Genomic DNA, 19,316 nt, shown 5'->3' on the forward strand with positions numbered 1-19,316 from the left:
CGTCGCACGCCGCCGCCCACCCCGGCGTCGATGTGCCGGCACGTGCGCGGGTGGCACGTGGTGGCACATCGAGCGGCGGGCGGTGCCAGGGGTCAGGGCCGCAGCAGCGACAGCACCGAGTTCGGCGCCTGGTTGGCCTGCGACAGCATCGCCGTCCCGGCCTGCGTGAGGATCTGGCTCTTCGTCAGCTTCGTCATCTCGTCCGCCATGTCGACGTCGCGGATCCGCGACTCGGCCGACATCAGGTTCTCCTGCGTGGTGGCCTGGACGGTCAGCGTGTGCTCGAGGCGGTTCTGGACCGCGCCGAAGTTCGATCGCGCGGCGCTCACGCGGTCGATGGCGGCGTCGATGTCCGTCAGGGCGGTGGCCGCCCCGAGGCTCGTGAAGGACGTGCCGACCGTCGTCCCGAGGCTGGGCAGCGCGACGGAGATGGTCTCGCCGTCGTTGGCGCCGACCTGGAAGGTCACGCTGGCCGTCGTCCCGCTGAGCACGTTGATGCCGTTGAACTGCGCGGTGGCGCCGATCCGCTCGATCTCGGACGCGAGGGCGTTGACCTCGGTCTGGACCGCCGCCTGGTTCGTGGTGCTGAGGGATCCGTTCTTGTACTGGACCGCCAGCTCGCGGACGCGCTGGAGCATCGAGTGGACCTCGTCGAGGCCGCCCTCCGCGGTCTGCGTCATCGAGACGCCGTCCTGGATGTTGCGCTGCGCCTGGGCGAGGCCGCGGACCTGGCCGCGCATCTTCTCGGAGATCCCGAGGCCGGCGGCGTCGTCCGATGCGCTGTTGATGCGGTAGCCGGAGGAGAGCTTCTCCATCGACTTGCTGAGCTTGTCGCTCGTCTGCATCAGCTGACGATGCGCGTTGAAGGCTTCCGTGTTGTTGTTGATGCGCAGTGACATGGGGTGTCACGGCTCCTTCCATGGATGTGGGGGAGGGGACGGATCGGGTCCCTGGGGACTAGCTCCCTGGCGGGGAGGACTTCTGGGGGGACTGCGCCGGCAGCTCCTCGGGGAGCTGTCCGGGGTCGGCGGTGGCAGCCGCCGTGTTCTCGGCCTTGACGGCGCTGTAGATCTCCTCCCGGTACACCGGGACGGACTTCGGCGCGGCGATGCCGATGCGGACACTCGATCCGCTCACCTCGATGACCTCGATGACCACGTCGTCACCGATCATCAGCTTCTCTCCGGGACGGCGGGTGATGATGAGCATCGTGCGAGCGTACCGGCGGGGTCGGGTCTAAGCCGCTCGTGCGCCGGCGTCGTGGCCGTGGGCGAGGTCCGCGAAGAGCGGGGCCCGAACCGGTGCGTCGGCCGCCTGGTTGATGATCTGGTGGCCGCGTCCGCCGGCGATCAGGATGGGGGCGGCGAGGTTCGCGCAGAAGTCCTCGAGGCACTCGGCGGCGCGGACGGTGACGTAGACCGAGGTCGCGGCGGCGTCCTGGACGCCGATGCGCTCGGCCTCCTCGTCGGAGAGCTCGACCTCGTAGCTGCCGAAGAAGCGCCACGGATTCGTGACGGGGACGGCGAGCTGCGGGTCGTCGAGCGAGTGCAGCCAGACGAAGGCGGCATCGTCGTCGCGGGCGAGCAGCGCGTACCGCGAGCCGCCGAGGCCGATGAGACCCGTCGGGAAGTCGATGACGGCCTCCTCGGGGATCTCGAGCGGCCCGAAGCGGGTGCTGTGCAGGGTGACGGACATGAGCGGTTGGGGTCCTCCGGGATCGAGGGGGTGGCCTGGGTAGTCGGCCGTCAGCGCAGGAAGTCCAGCAGCGACGGCTGCAGGACGTTCGCGGCCGTCTTCAGGGCGGCCTGGTAGGCGCTGGACTGCGAGTTGAGGTTCAGCAGCGCCTCGGTGAGGTCGATGCCCTCGACGTCCGACAGGACCTTGTTGGTCGTTGCTGCGGTGTCGTCCAGCCGTGACATGGCGGCGTCGAGGCGGTTCTGCGTCGCGCCGATGGTCGCCTGGACGGCGCCGATCGTGTCGAGGTTCGTGTCCAGGCGCTTGAGGTCGGCGCTCAGCGCGGTGGTGTCGTTCGCGGTCAGGTGCGCCTGGATCGTGCGCAGCGTGTCGAGCAGCTGCCCGTCCCCGCCGCCGCTGCCCAGGACGTCGGCACCGGTGACGTTGACCTGCAGCGAGACACCGGGGCCGATGGTGCGGGCGATGGTGCCGGCGTCCCCCGCGTAGGTGTCCACCGGCCCGGACGCGTACGGCTTGGTCGTGGTGGCGGTGCCGCCGAAGATGTACGCGTCCCCGACCTTCAGGTTGGCGGCGTCCTTGACCGTGTTGACGAGCTCGCCGATCTCCTTGTTGATCGCCGCGCGGCCCGTGTCGGTGGTCGCGCCGTTGGCGGCCTGGACGGTGAGCTCGCGCACCCGGTGCATCACCTCGGTGATCTGCGAGAGCGCGCTGCCCGTGGCCGACACGCGTGAGGTGGCGTCGGCGATCGAGTCCTGGTGCTTGGCGACCGTCGCCAGCGTCGTCCGGGCAGCGAGCGCCCTGGTCGTCCCCAGCGCGTCGTCGGACGCCTGGTTGATCCGCCGCTCGGTGGAGACCTGCTGCTGCGTGCGCGCGATCCGCGCCTGCGCGGCCTGCAGGTCGCCGAGCACGCGGGCGGACATCGACTGGCCGGTGATGCGCACGGACATGACGGCGGGCTACAGGCCGACCCGGCCGGTGCGGTTGATGAGCACGTCCAGCATCTCGTCCATCGTCGAGAGCGCCCGGGAGGCGGCCTGGTAGCCGCGCTGGAACTTGAGCATGTCGGTGAGCTCCTCGTCCAGGGAGACGCCGCTGACCGACTGGCGGCGCTGGTCGGCCGAGGCGGACAGGCTCTTTGCCGTGTCGGCGCGGCGCTGGGCGTCCGCGGCGCCGGCGCCCATGTTCTGGATCAGGCCTGCGTAGGTGGTGTCGGTCCCCCCGCCGCGCAGGGCCGCCAGCGACAGCGCGAGGTCGTTTGCCCCGGCGGCCGCGGTCGAGCCGGCGGCGACCGTCGCGCTGGTGGCCACGACGGTCAGGGAGGCGGCCGTGGTGCCGCTGAAGAACGCGGTCGGGTGGATGGCGTTGGTGGTGGTCGCCAGCGAGCTCGCCACCGCGTCGAGGTCGGCGCGGTAGGCGCCGATCGTGCCGGTCGGGCTGCCGAGGTCGATGAGCGCGCCGAGCTTGCCGCCGGTCGCAGCGGTCAGGGTCTGCGGCCAGGTGACCGTCGTGTCGTTGACGAGCGGGGCGGCGGCGTCCCCGAACTGCACGCTGATCGCGCCGCCGCCGAGGTCGGTCGTCGACAGCTGCCCGAGCGCGGAGAGCTGGTCGAGGAGGAGGTCGCGGCGGTCGAGCAGGTCGTTCGGCGACTGGCCGCGGGCGAGGGCGTCCTTGATGCCGCCGTTGAGGGCGGCGATCTCCGTCGCTGCTGTCTGGACGGGGCCCGCGGCGCCGGTCTGCTGCGCGTACGCGCCGGCTGCCGTCGTCTGGATCTGTGCGAGGCCCTTGTCGAGCTGGTTGATCGCGGTGGCGAGCGACTTCGCGTGACCGACGAGAGCGGCCTTGGCGGACGTGGACTCGGGGTGGTCCGCAACGTCCTGCCAGGCGTCGTAGTACTTCGAGAGAAGGTGGTTGATGCCCGTGTCCGACGGCTCGCCCGCGAGGTCCTGGGCCTGGTCGAGGGCCTGGGCCTGCGTCGAGGCCTGCCCGCCGAGCATCTGCTGCGCGCGGTACTGCAGGTCGCCGAAGACCTCGCGGGCGCGCTTGAAGGCAAGGACGTCGACGCCCGCGCCGATCTGCGCGCCGGACCCGGTCTGGGTGATGCCGGCGGGCAGCGTGTAGGGGAGCGCGGCGCTCAGCTCGGTCGTCTGGCGCGTGTAGCCGACCGTGTTGATGTTCGCGATGTTGTGCGCGGTCGTGTCGAGCGCCGCCTGCTGCGCCATCAGCGCGCGCAGGGAGGTCTGCAGGCCGGTGAAGCTGGAGATCGCCACGCGCTAGACCTGCAGATCCAGGCCGCGAAGGGACGGGCCGTAGCCGCCGGCGCCGCCGCCGGGCCGGCCCATCGCCGCCGGGGTGCCGGGTCGCGAGTAGGTGTCCGGGTCGTCGACGCCGGCGCCGCCGGTGAGCATGCGCGTGAGGTGCTCGACGAACGCGAGCTCCTGCTTCATCAGCACGCGGTTGATCTGGTGCTGGCGCTGGAGCTCGTTCAACGTCCCGCGCAGCTGGGCGGACCGCTGGCGCGCCTCGTCGGCGGTCATCGGATCCAGGAGCGTGTTCAGCGCCTCGAGGGTGACGGTGTGCGCGGGGATGCCGAGGCGGCCGGCGGCGTGCTGGAGCAGGACGGTGCGCTCGCGCTCCAGGCGGCCACGGCGCTCGGACTCGGCCTGCATGTCGGCCATGCGGGCGAGGACCTGCTCGACGTCGCGGTCGCGGATCGCGCGGTACTGCGCGATGCAGGCCTGCAGCAGGGCGGACGCCGACTCGAGCTGCACCTGCAGGTGGGCGAGCACGGCGTCGCCGAGGGGGGAGCGGGCCGGGGCGGCAAGGGCGGTGCTCATCGGGAGCCCGTCCGTCCGGCCCGTAGCTGTGCGGATGTCGGGTCACCGAGGCTGGCGCTGGGGCTGCTCGATGTGCCACCACCTGCCACCGGCGCACGTGGTGGCACATCGACGCCCGCGATCGCGTCGGCGAGGACGTCGGTGAACAGGGTGGCGAAGGTCTCGGCGCCGGACGTGATGCCGCCACTGTCGGCATCGGACCCAGAGGCCTGCGGCTTGGCCGTCGCCCACATCGACTTCGCGAGCTCGCCCGCGAGCAGGCGGTTCGTGGCGGCGTCGGTGGTGGACGGCGGGCTCATGTCAGCGCCTGATCCCGTTGGCGATCTCGGCCATCTGGTCCTGGTAGGTGATGGCCTTGCTTGCGAGCTCGAAGCCGCGCTGCGCCTCCATCATGTTCACCATGGCCGCGCCGAGGTCGACGTTCGAGCCCTCGAGTGCGCCCTGCGTGACGGTCGTCGTGCGGGGTGCCGTGCCGGCGGCGCCGGAGGCCGCGGTGGCGAGGAAGGTGTTGTCCGGCCCGCCGGCGAGGGCGCTCGGATTGGGGACGGTGAGCAGCCGCAGCGCGCCGATGACGGTGCCGCCGACGTTGACGGTCCCGTCCTCGGCGACGTGCACGTCCTGGGTGGTGCTCCCGGCGGGGACGGTGATGGGCGGGTCCAGCAGCAGGCCGCCGCCGGTGACGATGCGGCCCTGGTCGTCGGTGCGCAGCGCGCCGTCCCGGGTCAGGGCGGGCTGTCCGTCGGCGCCGCGGACGGCGATGAAGCCGGCGCCCCGCAGCGCCACGTCGAGCGGCTGGCCGGTGACCTTCAGCGCACCCTGGTCGAGGCTGCGGCCGAGCGAGGTCGCCGCGGTGCCGCCGCCGATCAGGACGTCCTGCGTCCCGCCGAAGCCGGCCGGCGCGTAGGCGAGGTCGCGGAACGCCACCCGGACGTGCTTGTAGCCCGTCGTGTTTACGTTGGCGAGGTCGTTCGCCGCCGCGTCCATCCGCTGCTGTTGTGCCGCCATGCCGGCGGCGGCGCTGTACATGCCTGAGAGCACGATGCGATCTCCGGTGGGGTGGAGCGCCGGCCTCCGCCAGAGGGCGGTCCAGTCGGTGGGCTCCTGGTCAGCCGGAGTAGTCGGCCGGTAGCGGCGGGGGTTGAGCGCAGTTCGCCGTCGTACCCGGCGTCGCGCCGCTCACCTTGCTGCATATACTAAATAGTTGAAAATCTAGCGGCCTGCAGACGGGCTTCCTAACCGATTGGGATGGGGTTCGTATGCGGGTCGTGCTGACGGAAGGCCGTGCGCTGCGCACGGCGGGAGCGGCGTTCGCGCTCGTGCTGGCGTTCGCGGGCCTGGGGGCGCAGACGGCCGGTGCGTACTCGCCGGTGTTCTCGAGCTCGGTGCCGCCGGCGACCGGCGTCAACCCGTTCTCGGTGGCGGTGGGTGATCTGAACGGGGACGGGATCCCGGATCTGGTCACCGCCAACCTGAGTTCCAACAACGTGTCGGTGCTTTTGGGGGATGAGGCGGGTAGCACGGGCAAGGGCGATGGGACGTTCACCGCGTCCCCGGAGTCGCCGCAGACGGGCAGCAACCCGTATTCGGTGGCGGTGGGTGATCTGAACGGGGACACGATCCCGGATCTGGTCACCGCCAACCTGAGCTCCAGCAACGTGTCGGTGCTTTTGGGGGATGAGGCGGGCAGCACGGGCCGGGGCGACGGGACGTTCACCGCGTCCCTGGAGTCCCCGTCGACCGGCACCTCCCCCTTTTCGGTGGCGGTGGGTGATCTGAACGGGGACACGATCCCGGATCTGGTCACCGCCAACGCGGGCTCCAGCAACGTGTCGGTGCTTTTGGGGGATGAGGCGGGCAGCACGGGCAAGGGCGACGGGACGTTCACCGCGTCCCTGGAGTCCCCGTCGACCGGCACCGGCCCGTTCTCGGTGGCGGTGGGTGACCTGAACGGCGACACGATCCCGGACCTGGTCACCGCCAACGTGAACTCCAACGACGTGTCGGTGCTTTTGGGGGATGAGGCGGGTAGCACGGGCAAGGGCGACGGGACGTTCACCGCGTCCCCGGAGTCCCCGTCGACCGGCAGCAACCCGTATTCGGTGGCGGTGGGTGATCTGAACGGGGACACGATCCCGGATCTGGTCACCGCCAACCCGGGCTCCGACAGCGTGTCGGTGTTGTTGGGGGATGAGGCGGGCGGCACGGGCCGGGGCGACGGGACGTTCACCGCGTCCCCGGAGTCCCCGGCGACCGGCACCGACCCGTATTCGGTGGCGGTGGGTGACCTGAACGGCGACACGATCCCGGACCTGGTCACCGCCAACCTGAACTCCAACAACGTGTCGGTGCTTTTGGGGGATGAGGCGGGCAGCACGGGCAAGGGCGACGGGACGTTCACCGCGTCCCCGGAGTCCCCGCGGACCGGCCCCTCCCCGCGTTCGGTGGCGGTGGGTGATCTGAACGGGGACACGATCCCGGACCTGGTCACCGCCAACCAGAACTCCAACAACGTGTCGGTGCTTTTGGGGGATGAGGCGGGCAGCACGGGCAATGGCGACGGGACGTTCACCGCGTCCCCGGAGTCGCCGCAGACGGGCAGCAACCCGTATTCGGTGGCGGTGGGTGATCTGAACGGGGACACGATCCCGGATCTGGTCACCGCCAACGCGGACTCCAACGACGTGTCGGTGCTTCTGGGGGATGAGGCGGGTAGCACGGGCAAGGGCGACGGGACGTTCACCGCGTCCCCCGAGTCCCCGGCAACCGGCGCCTCCCCGTTCTCGGTGGCGGTGGGTGATCTGGACGGGGACGGGATCCCCGACCTGGTCACCGCCAACGCAAACTCGAACGACGTGTCGGTGCTTTTGGGGGATGAGGCGGGTAGCACGGGCAAGGGCGACGGGACGTTCACCGCGTCCCCCGAGTCCCCGGCAACCGGCAGCCTCCCGTATTCGGTGGCGGTGGGTGATCTGAACGGGGACACGATCCCGGATCTGGTCACCGCCAATCTGAGCTCCAACGACGTGTCGGTGCTGTTGGGGGATGAGGCGGGTAGCACGGGCAGGGGCGATGGGACGTTCACCGCGTCCCTGGAGTCCCCGGCGACCGGCAGCCTTCCGTATTCGGTGGCGGTGGGTGATCTGAACGGGGACACGATCCCGGATCTGGTCACCGCCAATCTGAGCTCCAACGACGTGTCGGTGCTGTTGGGGAATGAGGCGGGTAGCACGGGCAGGGGCGACGGGACGTTCACCGCGTCCCTGGAGTCCCCGGCGACCGGCACGGACCCGTTTTCTGTGGCGGTGGGTGATCTGAACGGGGACACGATCCCGGACCTGGTCACCGCGAACCTGGGCTCCAGCAGCGTGTCGGTGCTTCTGGGGGATGAGGCGGGTAGCACGGGGAAGGGCGACGGGACGTTCACCGCGTCGCCGGAGTCCCCGGCGACCGGCGCCAACCCGTATTCGGTGGCGGTGGGTGATCTGAACGGGGACACGATCCCGGATCTGGTCACCGCCAACGGGGGCTCCAACAGCGTGTCGGTGCTTCTGGGGGATGAGGCGGGCAGCACCGGCAAGGGCGACGGGACGTTCACCGCGTCCCCGCAGTCCCCGGCGACCGGCAACTCCCCGCGTTCGGTGGCGGTGGGCGATCTGAACGGGGACGGCTTCCGCGACCTCGTCACCGCCAACGCGGGCGCCAACACCGCCACCGTGATGTTGCAGCTGCCCCCGGCGCCCCCCGGGGTGGTGTCGGTGGCTCCGGGGTCGGTGGCGTTCGCGGCGACGCGGGCGGGGGCGTCGTCGGTCGCAGGGGCGGTGACGTTCTCGAACATGACGGGCGCTGCGGTGAGCGTGACGGGCGTGACGATCTCTGGTGCGGATGCGGGCCAGTTCGCGGTCGACGCCGATGGGTGTTCGGGGACGTCGGTGGCGGATGGTGGGTCGTGTGTGGTGCAGGTGGTGTTCGCGCCGGGTGCGGCGGGGTCGTTCTCGGCGTCGCTGGATGTGGCGTCGAGCGATCCGGTGTCGCCGACAGTGTCGGTGGCGTTGTCGGGTACCGGCACGCGCGCCGGCGGTGGCGGCGGCGGGTCGACTCCCACGACGCCGCCGACGCCGGTCACGCCGACGACCCCCGATGCCCCGACCACACCCACGCCCCCGGGCGTCCCGACGACGCCGGCGGGTCCGGGTGGCTCTGGCGGCACCGGCGGCGGCGCCTCGGGTGGCGGCGGTGGCGGTCAGCCCGCGGGTGGCACGCCTAGCACGGGGACCGGTGGCCCAACCGGCATCGGTATCGGGGCGGGCGGCGCGATCGGTGGTGGTGATGGTCCGGTCGGTCTTCCGGGCCAGCTGCCGTCGCAGCTGCAGGTGCTGCGCGCCCGGGTGCTCTCCGCCGGCGGGCTGTTGCGGGCGGTGGGTTTGGGCCGGTCGCTGGACGTGCTCGCGGTGATCGGTCCGCGGGCGAGCGGCGTCCTGTCGGGCTCGTTCCTGTCCGGTGGCCGTACGACGCGGTTCACGGTGCCGGTGCCGAAGAGCGGCGGCCCGGTGAAGATCCGGGTGCGGCTGCCGGCCGGCAGGGCGAAGAGCGGGATCGTGACCCTCAGCTACGCCGGTGACGCGGACACGGCGGCGGAGATCGTGCGCCTCCGCGCGGCGTCGGGCCGGGCGCTGCTGGCGGTCACGCAGGCGTCGGTGAGCGGCGGGGTGCTGAAGGTGTCGGGGACGGTCGATCGCCGGGCGAAGGGCGTGGTGCGGGTGGCGTTCCTGGCCGAGAAGGCCGGCCGTCTGTACGCCGTCACCGCTCGCGGCCTGATCAAGGGCGGGCGCTGGTCGGTCAGCCGCACATTGCCGGCCGGCGTCGCAGCGGTCGGCACGCTGTCGGTGCAGTACACGGGCAACCAGTTGCGCGGGATCCGCGGGGAGCAGCGCGTCAAGCCGCTCGCGGGCGCCCGCCGCCGCCGCTGACCGACGAATCGGCTGCCGCTGGTGACGCCCAGCGTCACTGGCGGCAGCCCGTTCTCCGCCGGACCCGTCCGGAGCGCCGTGCGACCACCCGCCGCGCGCCGCCCGGGATCCGCAGCTTCACGGTGGGCCCCGACCGTGCCGGGAGGCCGACGCGTGGCGGCACGCCAGCGCCGCGGTCCCCGTGCAGCCGCTGCGAGCGCCCGCGCCCGGCAGGTCAGGCGGACCAGGACCGGCCCGGCGGCCAGAATCGTGAGCCGGGACAGGTGGCAGATCACGCCGCGGAGGCTAGGGTCGGCGCCCGGCCCCGGCCATCCGGAGTTTCCCTGGCCCTGAAGCGCCTGCGGCGCCGGTCAGCCCGTCATCGAGCCGACCTGGTTCGACGCCTTCTGCAGCGTCTGGTCGATCGTCGTGATCGCGCGCTGCGAGGCCTCGAAGGCCCGCAGGGACCCGAGCATCTCGATCATCGTGTGGGCGGAGTCCACGCCCGAGCCCTCCAGGTGACCGGCCTTGACGGACCCGGTGGCCGGGCCACCCGCCGTCCCGGTGAAGAGCGCGTCGCCCGCCTTCGTCGCGTTCGCGACGGCGAAGACACCGACCGCGGTCGACGCGACCGTGCCGTCTGCCGCGAGCGTCACGGGTCGGCGGTCAGGCCCGAGGACGGCGTTGCCCAGCTGGTCGACGAGCGTGCCGTTCGCGCCGGACGCGAACGCGCCGTTGCGGGTGAAGCGGACGCCCGCCTCGGTCTGCACCGCGAAGAAGCCCTCGCCGGCGACCGCGAGGTCGAGCGGCTCGTCGGTCTGCTTCAGCGGCTTCGCGCTGAGGTCGGTGGTGAACTTCGTGATCTCGCTGCCCAGGCCGAGGCGGCCGATCGTCTCGCCGGTCTTCGTGTTCGACAGCAGCAGCTCGCCGAACGAGCGCTGGCTGACGCGGTCGGCCTTGTAGCCCGCCGTCGACACATTGGCGAGGTCGTTCGCGAGCTGGTTCTGGCGGGTCAGCTCGGAGAGCATCCCGGAGGCGGCGATGTAGAGACCACGTTCCATGCCCACCGTGGTCGGCGCCCCGCGGGCCTGCTTGAGGTCGGCGGCCCGTGGTCGATCACGGTGGCGTGACCGTGCCGCTGCCGACCATCGCCGTCGACCTCGCGATCCTGCGCAGCGCCATCGGCGACACCGCCCTGCGGCCGGGGCTGATGCTCTTCGGACGGGTGACCGAGCGGTCCGGCGACCACGGGCTGATGCTGCTCAACGGCGCACCGGTCGTCGCCCGCCTCCCCGACGCGATCCACGCCGGCGCACGCCTGCGGCTCCAGGTGGTAGAGACCCGGCCGGAGGGGGTGCTGCTGCAGGTGGTCGAGGACGCCGATGCCCCGGCGCCGCCGTCCGGCCCCCCGTCGGCGGCGACCGCGCCGGTGGTCGCCTTTCCGCTGCCCGGGGGCGCGCAGGTGCAGGTCCACGCCGAGCTGGCCGGGTCGCAGGACGGGGGAGCCGGCGGCGGCGGGCGCTCGGGACGTGGCGGCGCGGGGGCGGTGTGGCTGCGCCTGGACACGCCGCAGCTCGGGCGGCTCGACGTGCGCGTGGACGCGCTGTCCTGCGCGGTCGCCTGCAGCGACGGGGTCCCGGCGCAGGCGGCCCGCGCCGCGCTCCCGGAGCTGCGGGCGGCCTTGGCCGCCGCCACCGGCCGGCCGCTCCTGGTGACCCTCCACCCGCGTAGGCAGGCGCTCGATGTCAGCGCCTGAGCAGCCGCCGCCGCGCCTGCGCGCGACGGCGCTGCGCTACCGGACCGACACCGACAGCGCGCCGCGGGTGGTGGCGACCGGCGCGGGACACGTCGCGCAGCGCATCGTCGACACCGCCCGCCAGGCCGGCGTCCCCGTGCGGGAGGACCCGGCCCTGGTGCAGGCGCTCGAGCAGCTGCGGCTGACCGAGGAGATCCCGGAGGAGCTCTACGCCGCGGTCGCCGAGGCGCTGGTCTGGGCGTACCGCCTCACGCAGCCTCAGTCCGGACCGAGCGCCGCGCGCAGGTAGCGCTCCGGCGCGTCCAGGAAGCCGCGCAGCAGGCGGACCGACTCGAGGTCGTCGAACGCGCACGGAGCCACGCCGTCCTCGTCGAGCTCGTAGATGCGCGCGCCGGGACACGCGAGCAGGACGGGGGAGTGGGTGGCGACCACGAACTGCGCGCCGTCGTCGGCCGCCCGGACCATCACCGCCAGCAGCGCGAGCAGCCCGCTGAAGGACAGCGCCGCCTCCGGCTCGTCGAGCAGGTAGAGGCCGTGCCCGCCGAAGCGGTTCGCCGCCAGCGCGAGGAACGACTGGCCGTGCGACTGGCCGTGGAGCGGAACGTCGCCGTACAGGGACAGGTCGGGCGCGTACTTGTGGCCGCTGTCGACGAAGGCCGCCACGCCGAAGAAGCTCTCGGCGCGCAGGAAGTAGCCGCCGGCGGGCTTCGTGCGCGTGAGGGCCGGGCGCAGAGCGCCGCCCAGGACGGTCCGGGGCCGCGGCGCCTTCTCGTCCTCGCCCGATCGCTCGAGCTCGCCGCCCTCGGGCGCGAAGCCCATCGCCTCGGCGAGCGCCTCGACGTACGTCGACTTGCCGGTGCCGTTGTCGCCGGCCAGCAGGGTGATCGGCGCGTCGAGGTCGATCGTCCCGGCGGCCGCCATCACGGGCAGGTCGTAGGGATGCCCGTCGCCCCATGATCCCGGCTCGCGCCGCAGGCCGCGGACGTAGGGTCCGGGTCCGGGGCGCCGTGTGCTCGTCTCGCGCTCGGCGACGCGGCGGGCCAGGGCCTCGGCACGCGCCCGCGCCGAGAGCTCGTCCTGCAGCCCGTCGCCTGCGTCGTCCCCGCCCGCGTCGTCCCCGTCGTCCATCCGACGGTTCTAGCGGACGGGCGGCGGCTAAGCGACGAGCTGGAAGAGCTGCTCGTCGTCCGCGAGCGCCTTGCGGAGCGTCTTCTTCAGCTGGCCGTGGATCTGGCAGACCCGCGACTCGGACACCCCGAGGACCGTGCCGATCTCCGCGAGCGTGAGGTTCTTGACGTAGAGCATCACCGCGACCTCGCGCTCGCGCTGGGGCAAGCGGGCGAACGCGGCGCGGAACTTGTCCTTCGCCTCGTCCTTGGCCGTCGCGTGCATCGGGTCGACGGACAGGTCCTGCGACGCGATGGTGTCGATGCGCTCGATGTTCGTCTCGTCGTCCGACAGCACGAGCGTGTTGAGCGACGTCATGTCGCTGCGGGTCACCTCGTCGCGGTGCCGGCGCAGCTCCTCGACCGTGATGCCCATCGATGCCGCCAGCTCGGGGTTCGTCGGGCGGCGGCCGTGCAGGACGGTGAAGGCGTCGGCCGCGCGGTCGATGTCGCGCTCCCAGCGGCGGACGGAGCGGGGCGCCCAGTCCTGCCGGCGCAGCTCGTCCAGGACCGCGCCGTGGATCCGCGTCCAGGCGTACTGCTCGAGCGTCGCGCCCTTCTCGGGGTCGTAGCGGTCGATCGACTGGATCAGCGCCTCGAGGCCGCAGGAGATGAAGTCCTCCACCTCGCAGCGGGCCGGCATCTCGCGGACCTTCTTGTAGACGATGTACTTCACCAGCGGGGCGAAGGTCAGCACCAGACGGTCGCGGAGGGCGCGGTCGTTCGTGCGCTGGTACTCGGTCCACAGCGCGAGGACGTCCTCAGAGGACATGCGGCGACGGGTTCCGGTGGGGCGGGTGGTGGCGGTGGCGAGCGACATCTCGCAGCTCCTTCTCGTGCGGCAGGGGGGACACGCTCTGTATCGGGGCTTGTCGGATTTCTTGCTATCCCCCCTTTGCGGTATTCGTCCGTGGACATCCGTGGATGGACGCACTACCCAGAAGTGGGGAGGGGCGTCCGCGCCACGTATGAGCCGCGGCGGCGTGGTTGCCACCGGCCTCGTAGTCCCGTACGCGAGGGCCTGCAGGCGCGCGCGGACGCTCGCTCAAGGTCCGCCAGCCGTGGCCGACCATCGGTGGGACACGATCCGTCCCCTGCCGGAGGTCCTAGAACCCGATGGCCCTGCGCCTTGCCGCGATCGCCGATGCCGACGGCGCCGCGGACACCGATAGCCCGCCGTCCACCGCGCCCGTCGCGGCCGCCGCGGATCCCGCCGACGCCGTCCGCGCGCTCATCGCCCGCGGCAGTGCGACGACGTCCGCCGGCGACGCCGCCGGCTGGCGCGGCGTCTTCGCCCGGACCGCCGAGCTGGACGACGTCCACCTGCGCCACTACGCCCGCCGCCTGCTCGCACAGCAGGCGCTGGCGGCCCGCGGGACGTCGGTGGTGCAGCTCGGCCCGCGGTACGCCGCGGTCGCCGACGCGCTGCTGAACGTGCTCGAGGCGGAGCCGCGCGAGCCCCTGCTCCTGAACCTCGCCGGCATCGCCTGCTACGAGCTCGGGGCGATCGCCGCCGCCGAGCCGCTGTTCGCCGCGGCGCTCCGGCTCGATCCGCAGCTGTCGACCGCCGCGGGGAACCTGGACGAGTGCCGCCGCCGGCGCCGCGCGGGGCTCACGTCCCCGGCGCCGCTGCCGCCCGCGGTGCTGGCCCGGCTGCGCCCGCTCACGACGCGGGCCAAGCGGGTCGCGCTGGCCGCCCGCCCGGCGACCGGGCTGACGCTCAGCCTCTGCATGATCGTCCGCGACGAGGAGGCGATGCTCGGGCGCTGCCTGGCCGCCGTCGCCGGCGCGGTGGACGAGATCGTCATCGTCGACACCGGCTCGGTCGACGGCACCGTCGCGATCGCCGAGTCGTTCGGCGCCCAGGTCCTGCACCACGAGTGGACCGGCGACTTCGGCGCCGCGCGCAACGTCAGCTTCGACGCGGCGACCGGCGACTGGCTGCTGTACCTCGATGCGGACGAGGTCCTGGTGGCGGAGGACGCCGGCCGGCTGCGCGCGCTGACCGGCCGCGTCTGGCACGAGGCGATGTACCTCGTCGAGACGAACCACACGGGCGACCTCGACGACGGGACGGCCGTGACGCACGACGCGCTGCGCCTCTTCCGCAACCGGCCCGAGTACCGCTTCGAGGGCCGCATCCACGAGCAGATCGCGCAGCACCTGCCGGGGTTCCTGCCAGAGCGGCTGGCCCGCACCGACGTGCGCATCGAGCACTTCGGCTACCTCGGCGTCGTCCGCGACGACAAGGGGAAGTCGCGCCGCAACATCGAGCTGCTCGAGCAGCAGGTCGCGGAGGGCGACGACTCGCCGTTCCTGCACTTCAACCTCGCCTCGGAGCTGTCCGCCGCCGGGGACGCCGTCTCCGCGCTGCCGCACTTCACGCGGGCGTGGGCCGCGCTGCGCGACGATCCGCGCCTGGCGACCTACGGCTTCGCCCCGGCGCTGGCCACGCGGCTCGTGCGCACGCAGCGCGTCGCCGGCGCCCACGCGGAGCTCGACCGGACCGTCGCCGACGTGCTGGAGCGCTTCCCCGGGCTGACCGACGTCGTCTTCGAGCAGGCGCACGCGGCCCGGCTGCGCGGCGACCTCGAGACCGCGTCGGTCCTGCTCGAGACCTGCCTGGAGATGGGTGACGCGCCCTCGCGCTACTCGCCCACCGTCGGCTGCGGCAGCCACCTGGCCCGCGTCACGCTCGGCGAGGTCGCCTTCGAGCTCGGCGACCTGCCGCGCGCCGAGCTGCTGCTGCGCGATGCGCTCGCCCTCGCGCCGGCCTACCTGGGGACGGTCGAGGTCCTCGCGCGGGTGCTGCGCGCCCGGGGCGCGGACGGGCCGGCGGTCGCCGCGGTCATCCACGACGGGGTCGCCGCGTCCACGCCGAGCGTCCGCTTCCTGCTGGCGGTCGCGCTGTACGAGACGGGCGCCTGGCGCGACGCCGAGCTCGAGCTGCGCGCCGTGCTCGACGCGCAGCCGTCCGCCGCCTGGGCCCGCGTCGCGCTCGCCGAGGCGCTGCTGTCCCAGGGCCGGACCGCGGAAGCGGCGGCGGCTGCTGCGGTCGTCCCGGACGACGCGCCCGCAAAGGGCGCCGCGCTGCGCACCGAGGCGTTCGCGCTGCTGGCGGACGCCGAGCACGACACCGCGATCGCGGGGCTCGGGACGCCGGCGGCCATCGCCGCGCTGCCCGCCGCCGAGCGCGCCGCCCTGCTGGCGTGGGCCGGCGACCCGTCCGTCGGGACCGTGCCCGCCGCCGCCGCGCCCATCGTCGGCGTGATGCTCGACGCGCTCGCGCGCCTGGAGCGGTTCGACGCCTTCGAGGCCCTGGTCGCCGTTCTGCACCGGATCCCGATCGGCGTGCGCGAGCGCCACGAGCAGCTGGCGACGATCTACCTGCGCCGCGGGTTCCTCGACAGCGCGACCGACGAGTGGATCGCCGTCGTCGAGGAGCTCGGCGCCGACGCTGCCGCGCTGCGCGGCCTCTCCCGGGTCGCCGCGGCGCGCGGTCTGGATGCCGACGCCGCCCTGCTCGCCGCCGACGCTGCGGCGCTCGATCTAGAACAGACGGCCATCACGCCGCTCAAGAGCGCGGACCCTGGACCGACCATACGGACCGTAGCGACAGCACCCGGTCCACGGATGGGCCGGCCACCAGTCCAGGAGGACCCACCATGAGCTTTCCGATCGGCACGCCGCCGCCGGGCGCAAGTCCCGGGGCATACGGCATCGACAGTCCGTCCGGCCGCTTCCAGCGGACGGGGGACGCTGGATCCACGGCGCCCGCCGCGCCGTCGTTCGCGCGGGTCTATGAGCTCGAGGAAGCGCGGCGCCGGCGCGACCTCCCGCTGCCCCCGATCGCCGGCGACCGCATCCCGACCGAGGTCTGGGACGAGGTCGAGGCCGCCTCGCGCCTGTTCGACCAGCTCAAGTCCGAGGGCCGCCAGGTCATGTTCGACAACGACCGCCTGACCGGCCGCGTCGTCGCGTCCCTGCTCGACTCCGACGGGGCCGTCAGCCGCCTGCCGCTGGCCACCGCCGTCGACCCGCAGCCCACCACGTCGACCGCGCCGACGAACTCGGCGGCCGGTGCCGCGGCCGCCTACGGCCACTCGGACGGGGTGGCGTAGCCATGGCCGGAGTGCAGCTCACCGGGCTCGCCTCCGGCATGGACACGGACGCGATCGTCAAGCAGCTGCTGGCGGCCGAGTCCACGTCCCGGACGAACCTCGTCCTCAAGCAGGCCGCGACGCAGGCGCGCTCGGACGCGCTGAAGGACGTCGCCGCGAAGCTGTCCTCGCTGAAGACCGCGGCGACGGCGCTGCGGTCGGCAGGGACCTGGGCCGACGTGCAGACCATCGAGAGCGCCGACAGCACCAAGGTCGCGGCACGGACGATCGCCGGTGCCGCATCCGGCGGGCACACCGTCACGGTGTCCGGGCTCGCCCGCGCGGCGCAGTCGACGTTCGACTACGCGGTCCCGGGGGCGGCGGGGTCGATCACCGTCAACGGCCACGACGTCGCGCTCGCGTCGGGCGCGTCCCTGGACGACGCGGTGTCGGCCATCAACTCCGATGAGGACGCCGGCGTCTACGCGGTCAACGTCGGCGGGCGCCTGGCGATCTCCTCGAAGACCACCGGCGCCGCATCCGCCGCGACGGCGACCGGCAGCATGGTGTCCAACGGGACGACGCTGGCGGGCGCCGACTCGGCGTTCACCGTCGACGGGGTCGCGTACACGCGCTCGACGAACGTCGTCACCGACGCGCTCGCGGGCGTGGAGCTCACGCTCAAGGGCGCGAGCACCGGGACCGCCGTCACCGTCTCCACGCCGGGAGCATCGCCCGAGTCGATCGTGAACGCCGCCAAGGGGTTCGTCACCGCGTACAACGCGGTCGTCGACGCGATCCGGCAGCAGACCACCGAGAAGCGCATCCCGACTGCGGCGACCACCGGCGACGCGCGCAAGGGCTCGCTGTTCAACGACGGTGGCCTGAACAGCGTCCTCAGCTCCCTGCGCCTCGCGATCTCCTCGGCCGTGCCCGGCGTCTCGTCGTCGCTCGACCAGCTCTCGGAGCTGGGCATCACGACGGGGACGAGCACCGGCGGCGGCACGCTGAACCAGGACTCGATCGCCGGCAAGCTGACGCTCGACACGGCCGTGCTGCGGACGAAGCTCGACAGCGACCCCAGCGGCGTCAAGAAGCTGCTCGGCGGCGCCGCCGGCACGAGCGGGTTCGCGCAGAAGCTCGAAGGAGTGCTCGAGCCGCTCACGCAGGCGGGTGGTGTCTTCGCCGAGCGCACCTCCAGCGTGGCGAGCTCGCTGACGTCGATCGCAGGAAGCCTCACGCGGTTCGACGAGCGCCTCGCGAGCCGCGAGACGCAGCTGCGCCGGCAGTTCGCCGCGCTCGAGGTCGCCCTGCAGCGCAACCAGGACACGCTGGCGAAGGTGACCGCGCAGTTCGCGTGAACGCCCGCCTCGCGCTAAAGCGCGGGTCCGCGCATCCGACCAAAGAGGGTGGCCATGAACCCGTACGCGCAGCAGTCCCAGGCATACAAGGAGTCGGCGATCCTCACCGCGTCGCCCGAGCAGCTCGTCGTGATGTTGTACGACGGTGCGGCCCGGTTCCTGCGGCAGGCGGAGGCCGCGCTGCAAGAGCAGGCGTGGCTCCACGCCGGCGAGCGGATCACCCGCGGTGAGGCGATCATCGACGAGCTCATCGCGACGCTCAACATGGACGCGGGCGAGATCTCCGAACGGCTCCAGGGCATCTACGTCTTCTGCAAGCGCTGCCTGATCGAGGCCCGGATCCAGCGCGACCCGGCGCAGGTGGGACACGTCATCCGGCTGCTCGGCGAGCTGCGCGAGGCGTGGGCGCAGGTCGCGTCCGGCCCCGCCGGCGTCCCAGCGCCGGGGACCGCGCCCCGCGCCGCCGCGCCGCGCCCGGTGTCGCCGGGCATCCGGGCGTGAGCACGGGCCGCGGCGCACCGCCCGGCATCCCCGTGGACCCGGCGGGGGTCTGCGCTGCCCTCGGCGCTCTCGCGCAGCACGAGCTGTCGCTCGTCGAGTCCGGCGCGTACGACGAGCTCGACGCGGTGGGTGCCGTCCGCCTGGACCTGCTGACGGCGCTCGGCGCGCCCGGGAGCGCCCGCCTCACCGACGCCGACAAGGACGTCCTGCGCAGCGCCGCGCGGACGCAGCTGCTCGCCCGCGAGGCCATGCGCCAGGCGCGCGACACCCTCGCCGGCCAGCTGGGCCGCACGGACCACGCTCGCCGCGCGGCCGCGGGCTACCGCGCCAGCACGGCGATCTGATCCGCCCCGGCAGTGCCGGCTGACACGTTCTGCACCGTAGCGGGGCAGTTCCTGTCAGCGAGGGCGCTGTTGCGATCGCAGCGGGCGTCGCGGCGCCCCGTCCAACGACCGTCCACGCCGCCGCTCAAGCGCGGGCCGCGCCCGCCGACCACCCAGGCTGGCCACCACGGAACGGTGACCGCCGGCAGGACGTGACTGCCACCCCGCCCACGGAAGGGCACCTCTACCGGCACCGACCGGACGGACCCTTCCATGGACCTCTTCGACTCCACCACCCTCGGCCTCGCCGCCGCCCTCCGCGCCACCGGCGCGCGCCAGACGGCGACCGCCCAGAACCTCGCGAACGTCAACACCCCCGGCTACCGGCGGGTCAAGGTCGACTTCGAGGAACAGCTGCAGGCGACGATCGCGGGCGGGGACCGCAAGGCCCTCGACGCCTTCAGCCCGGCGCTCACCGTCGACGCCGCCGCGCCGATCCGCGCCGACGGGTCGAGCGTGAACGTCGAGACCGAGGCCGCCAACCAGGCGACGAACGGCCTCACCTACCAGGCGCTCGCGACCGTCATGCGGGCCCGCATCGACATCGTCGAGTCCGCGATCGGGGCGCGCTGAC

The 19,316-nt window shown here is 73.0% G+C and carries 20 protein-coding genes; 9 read left to right on the forward strand and 11 right to left on the reverse strand.

Annotation, left to right across the window (positions count from 1 at the left end):
- Positions 1 to 92 precede the first annotated feature (92 nt).
- The 8 genes from DSM112329_RS00105 to DSM112329_RS00140 are packed head-to-tail and all read right to left on the reverse strand — an operon-like array spanning position 93 to position 5,567.
- Positions 93 to 899 (reverse strand): flagellin, encoded by an 807-nt coding sequence (locus DSM112329_RS00105; protein WP_354699766.1) that lies wholly within the window; start codon positions 897 to 899, stop codon positions 93 to 95.
- Between the two features lie 58 nt (positions 900 to 957).
- On the reverse strand, positions 958 to 1,209 hold the full coding sequence (gene csrA / locus DSM112329_RS00110; protein WP_354699767.1) for a carbon storage regulator CsrA: 252 nt from the start codon (positions 1,207 to 1,209) through the stop codon (positions 958 to 960).
- A gap of 27 nt (positions 1,210 to 1,236) precedes the next feature.
- Positions 1,237 to 1,695 carry a flagellar assembly protein FliW gene (fliW, locus tag DSM112329_RS00115; RefSeq protein ID WP_354699768.1) on the reverse strand — a complete coding sequence of 153 codons (459 nt, stop codon included), beginning with the start codon at positions 1,693 to 1,695 and terminating at the stop codon, positions 1,237 to 1,239.
- Between the two features lie 50 nt (positions 1,696 to 1,745).
- A complete protein-coding gene (flgL, locus tag DSM112329_RS00120; protein WP_354699769.1) occupies positions 1,746 to 2,642 on the reverse strand; it encodes a flagellar hook-associated protein FlgL in 897 nt (298 codons plus the stop codon).
- Between the two features lie 9 nt (positions 2,643 to 2,651).
- Positions 2,652 to 3,962, reverse strand: coding sequence for a flagellar basal body rod C-terminal domain-containing protein (locus DSM112329_RS00125; RefSeq protein ID WP_354699770.1), 1,311 nt, complete (start codon positions 3,960 to 3,962; stop codon positions 2,652 to 2,654).
- 3 nt (positions 3,963 to 3,965) lie between these two features.
- Positions 3,966 to 4,529: a flagellar export chaperone FlgN gene (gene flgN, locus DSM112329_RS00130; protein ID WP_354699771.1), complete on the reverse strand. Its 564-nt coding sequence runs from the start codon at positions 4,527 to 4,529 to the stop codon at positions 3,966 to 3,968.
- Positions 4,526 to 4,828, reverse strand: coding sequence for a hypothetical protein (locus DSM112329_RS00135; RefSeq protein WP_354699772.1), 303 nt, complete (start codon positions 4,826 to 4,828; stop codon positions 4,526 to 4,528). Before DSM112329_RS00135 ends, flgN begins: the two co-directional genes overlap by 4 nt.
- Before the next feature lies 1 nt (position 4,829).
- Positions 4,830 to 5,567 (reverse strand): flagellar hook-basal body protein, encoded by a 738-nt coding sequence (locus tag DSM112329_RS00140; protein WP_354699773.1) that lies wholly within the window; start codon positions 5,565 to 5,567, stop codon positions 4,830 to 4,832.
- Between the two features lie 218 nt (positions 5,568 to 5,785).
- Here DSM112329_RS00140 and DSM112329_RS00145 point away from each other — a divergent pair, with 218 nt between their 5' ends.
- A complete protein-coding gene (locus DSM112329_RS00145) occupies positions 5,786 to 9,496 on the forward strand; it encodes an FG-GAP-like repeat-containing protein (protein WP_354699774.1) in 3,711 nt (1,236 codons plus the stop codon).
- Between the two features lie 350 nt (positions 9,497 to 9,846).
- Here DSM112329_RS00145 and DSM112329_RS00150 read toward each other — a convergent pair whose 3' ends face one another.
- Entirely contained in the window at positions 9,847 to 10,536 is a 690-nt protein-coding gene (locus DSM112329_RS00150) for a flagellar hook-basal body protein (protein ID WP_354699775.1), read from the reverse strand.
- 47 nt (positions 10,537 to 10,583) lie between these two features.
- Between DSM112329_RS00150 and DSM112329_RS00155 the strand changes: the two genes are divergently transcribed.
- Positions 10,584 to 11,231, forward strand: coding sequence for a hypothetical protein (locus DSM112329_RS00155; RefSeq protein ID WP_354699776.1), 648 nt, complete (start codon positions 10,584 to 10,586; stop codon positions 11,229 to 11,231).
- Positions 11,218 to 11,520, forward strand: a complete 303-nt coding sequence (locus DSM112329_RS00160; RefSeq protein WP_354699777.1) for an EscU/YscU/HrcU family type III secretion system export apparatus switch protein — start codon at positions 11,218 to 11,220, stop codon at positions 11,518 to 11,520. Before DSM112329_RS00155 ends, DSM112329_RS00160 begins: the two co-directional genes overlap by 14 nt.
- Here the strand turns inward: DSM112329_RS00160 and DSM112329_RS00165 are convergent.
- Positions 11,490 to 12,359, reverse strand: a complete 870-nt coding sequence (locus tag DSM112329_RS00165; protein WP_354699778.1) for an AAA family ATPase — start codon at positions 12,357 to 12,359, stop codon at positions 11,490 to 11,492. The two genes, DSM112329_RS00160 and DSM112329_RS00165, sit on opposite strands and share 31 nt — an antisense overlap.
- A gap of 27 nt (positions 12,360 to 12,386) precedes the next feature.
- Complete coding sequence (locus tag DSM112329_RS00170; RefSeq protein ID WP_354699779.1) at positions 12,387 to 13,217, reverse strand: FliA/WhiG family RNA polymerase sigma factor; 831 nt, start codon at positions 13,215 to 13,217, stop codon at positions 12,387 to 12,389.
- Between the two features lie 296 nt (positions 13,218 to 13,513).
- Between DSM112329_RS00170 and DSM112329_RS00175 the strand changes: the two genes are divergently transcribed.
- From DSM112329_RS00175 to flgB, 6 genes are all read left to right on the forward strand, one after another.
- Complete coding sequence (locus DSM112329_RS00175; protein ID WP_354699780.1) at positions 13,514 to 16,066, forward strand: glycosyltransferase family 2 protein; 2,553 nt, start codon at positions 13,514 to 13,516, stop codon at positions 16,064 to 16,066.
- Positions 16,063 to 16,518, forward strand: a complete 456-nt coding sequence (locus DSM112329_RS00180; RefSeq protein ID WP_354699781.1) for a hypothetical protein — start codon at positions 16,063 to 16,065, stop codon at positions 16,516 to 16,518. The genes DSM112329_RS00175 and DSM112329_RS00180 overlap by 4 nt, the downstream gene beginning before the upstream one ends.
- 2 nt (positions 16,519 to 16,520) lie before the next feature.
- Positions 16,521 to 17,858 (forward strand): flagellar filament capping protein FliD, encoded by a 1,338-nt coding sequence (gene fliD, locus DSM112329_RS00185; RefSeq protein ID WP_354699782.1) that lies wholly within the window; start codon positions 16,521 to 16,523, stop codon positions 17,856 to 17,858.
- Positions 17,859 to 17,912: 54 nt separating this feature from the next.
- On the forward strand, positions 17,913 to 18,359 hold the full coding sequence (gene fliS / locus DSM112329_RS00190) for a flagellar export chaperone FliS (protein ID WP_354699783.1): 447 nt from the start codon (positions 17,913 to 17,915) through the stop codon (positions 18,357 to 18,359).
- Entirely contained in the window at positions 18,356 to 18,703 is a 348-nt protein-coding gene (locus DSM112329_RS00195; protein ID WP_354699784.1) for a hypothetical protein, read from the forward strand. Before fliS ends, DSM112329_RS00195 begins: the two co-directional genes overlap by 4 nt.
- Positions 18,704 to 18,955: 252 nt before the next feature.
- Positions 18,956 to 19,315 (forward strand): flagellar basal body rod protein FlgB, encoded by a 360-nt coding sequence (flgB, locus tag DSM112329_RS00200; RefSeq protein WP_354699785.1) that lies wholly within the window; start codon positions 18,956 to 18,958, stop codon positions 19,313 to 19,315.
- Position 19,316 lies beyond the last annotated feature (1 nt).

It is taken from the genome of Paraconexibacter sp. AEG42_29 (assembly GCF_040581415.1).
Taxonomy (GTDB): Bacteria; Actinomycetota; Thermoleophilia; order Solirubrobacterales; family Solirubrobacteraceae; genus Paraconexibacter.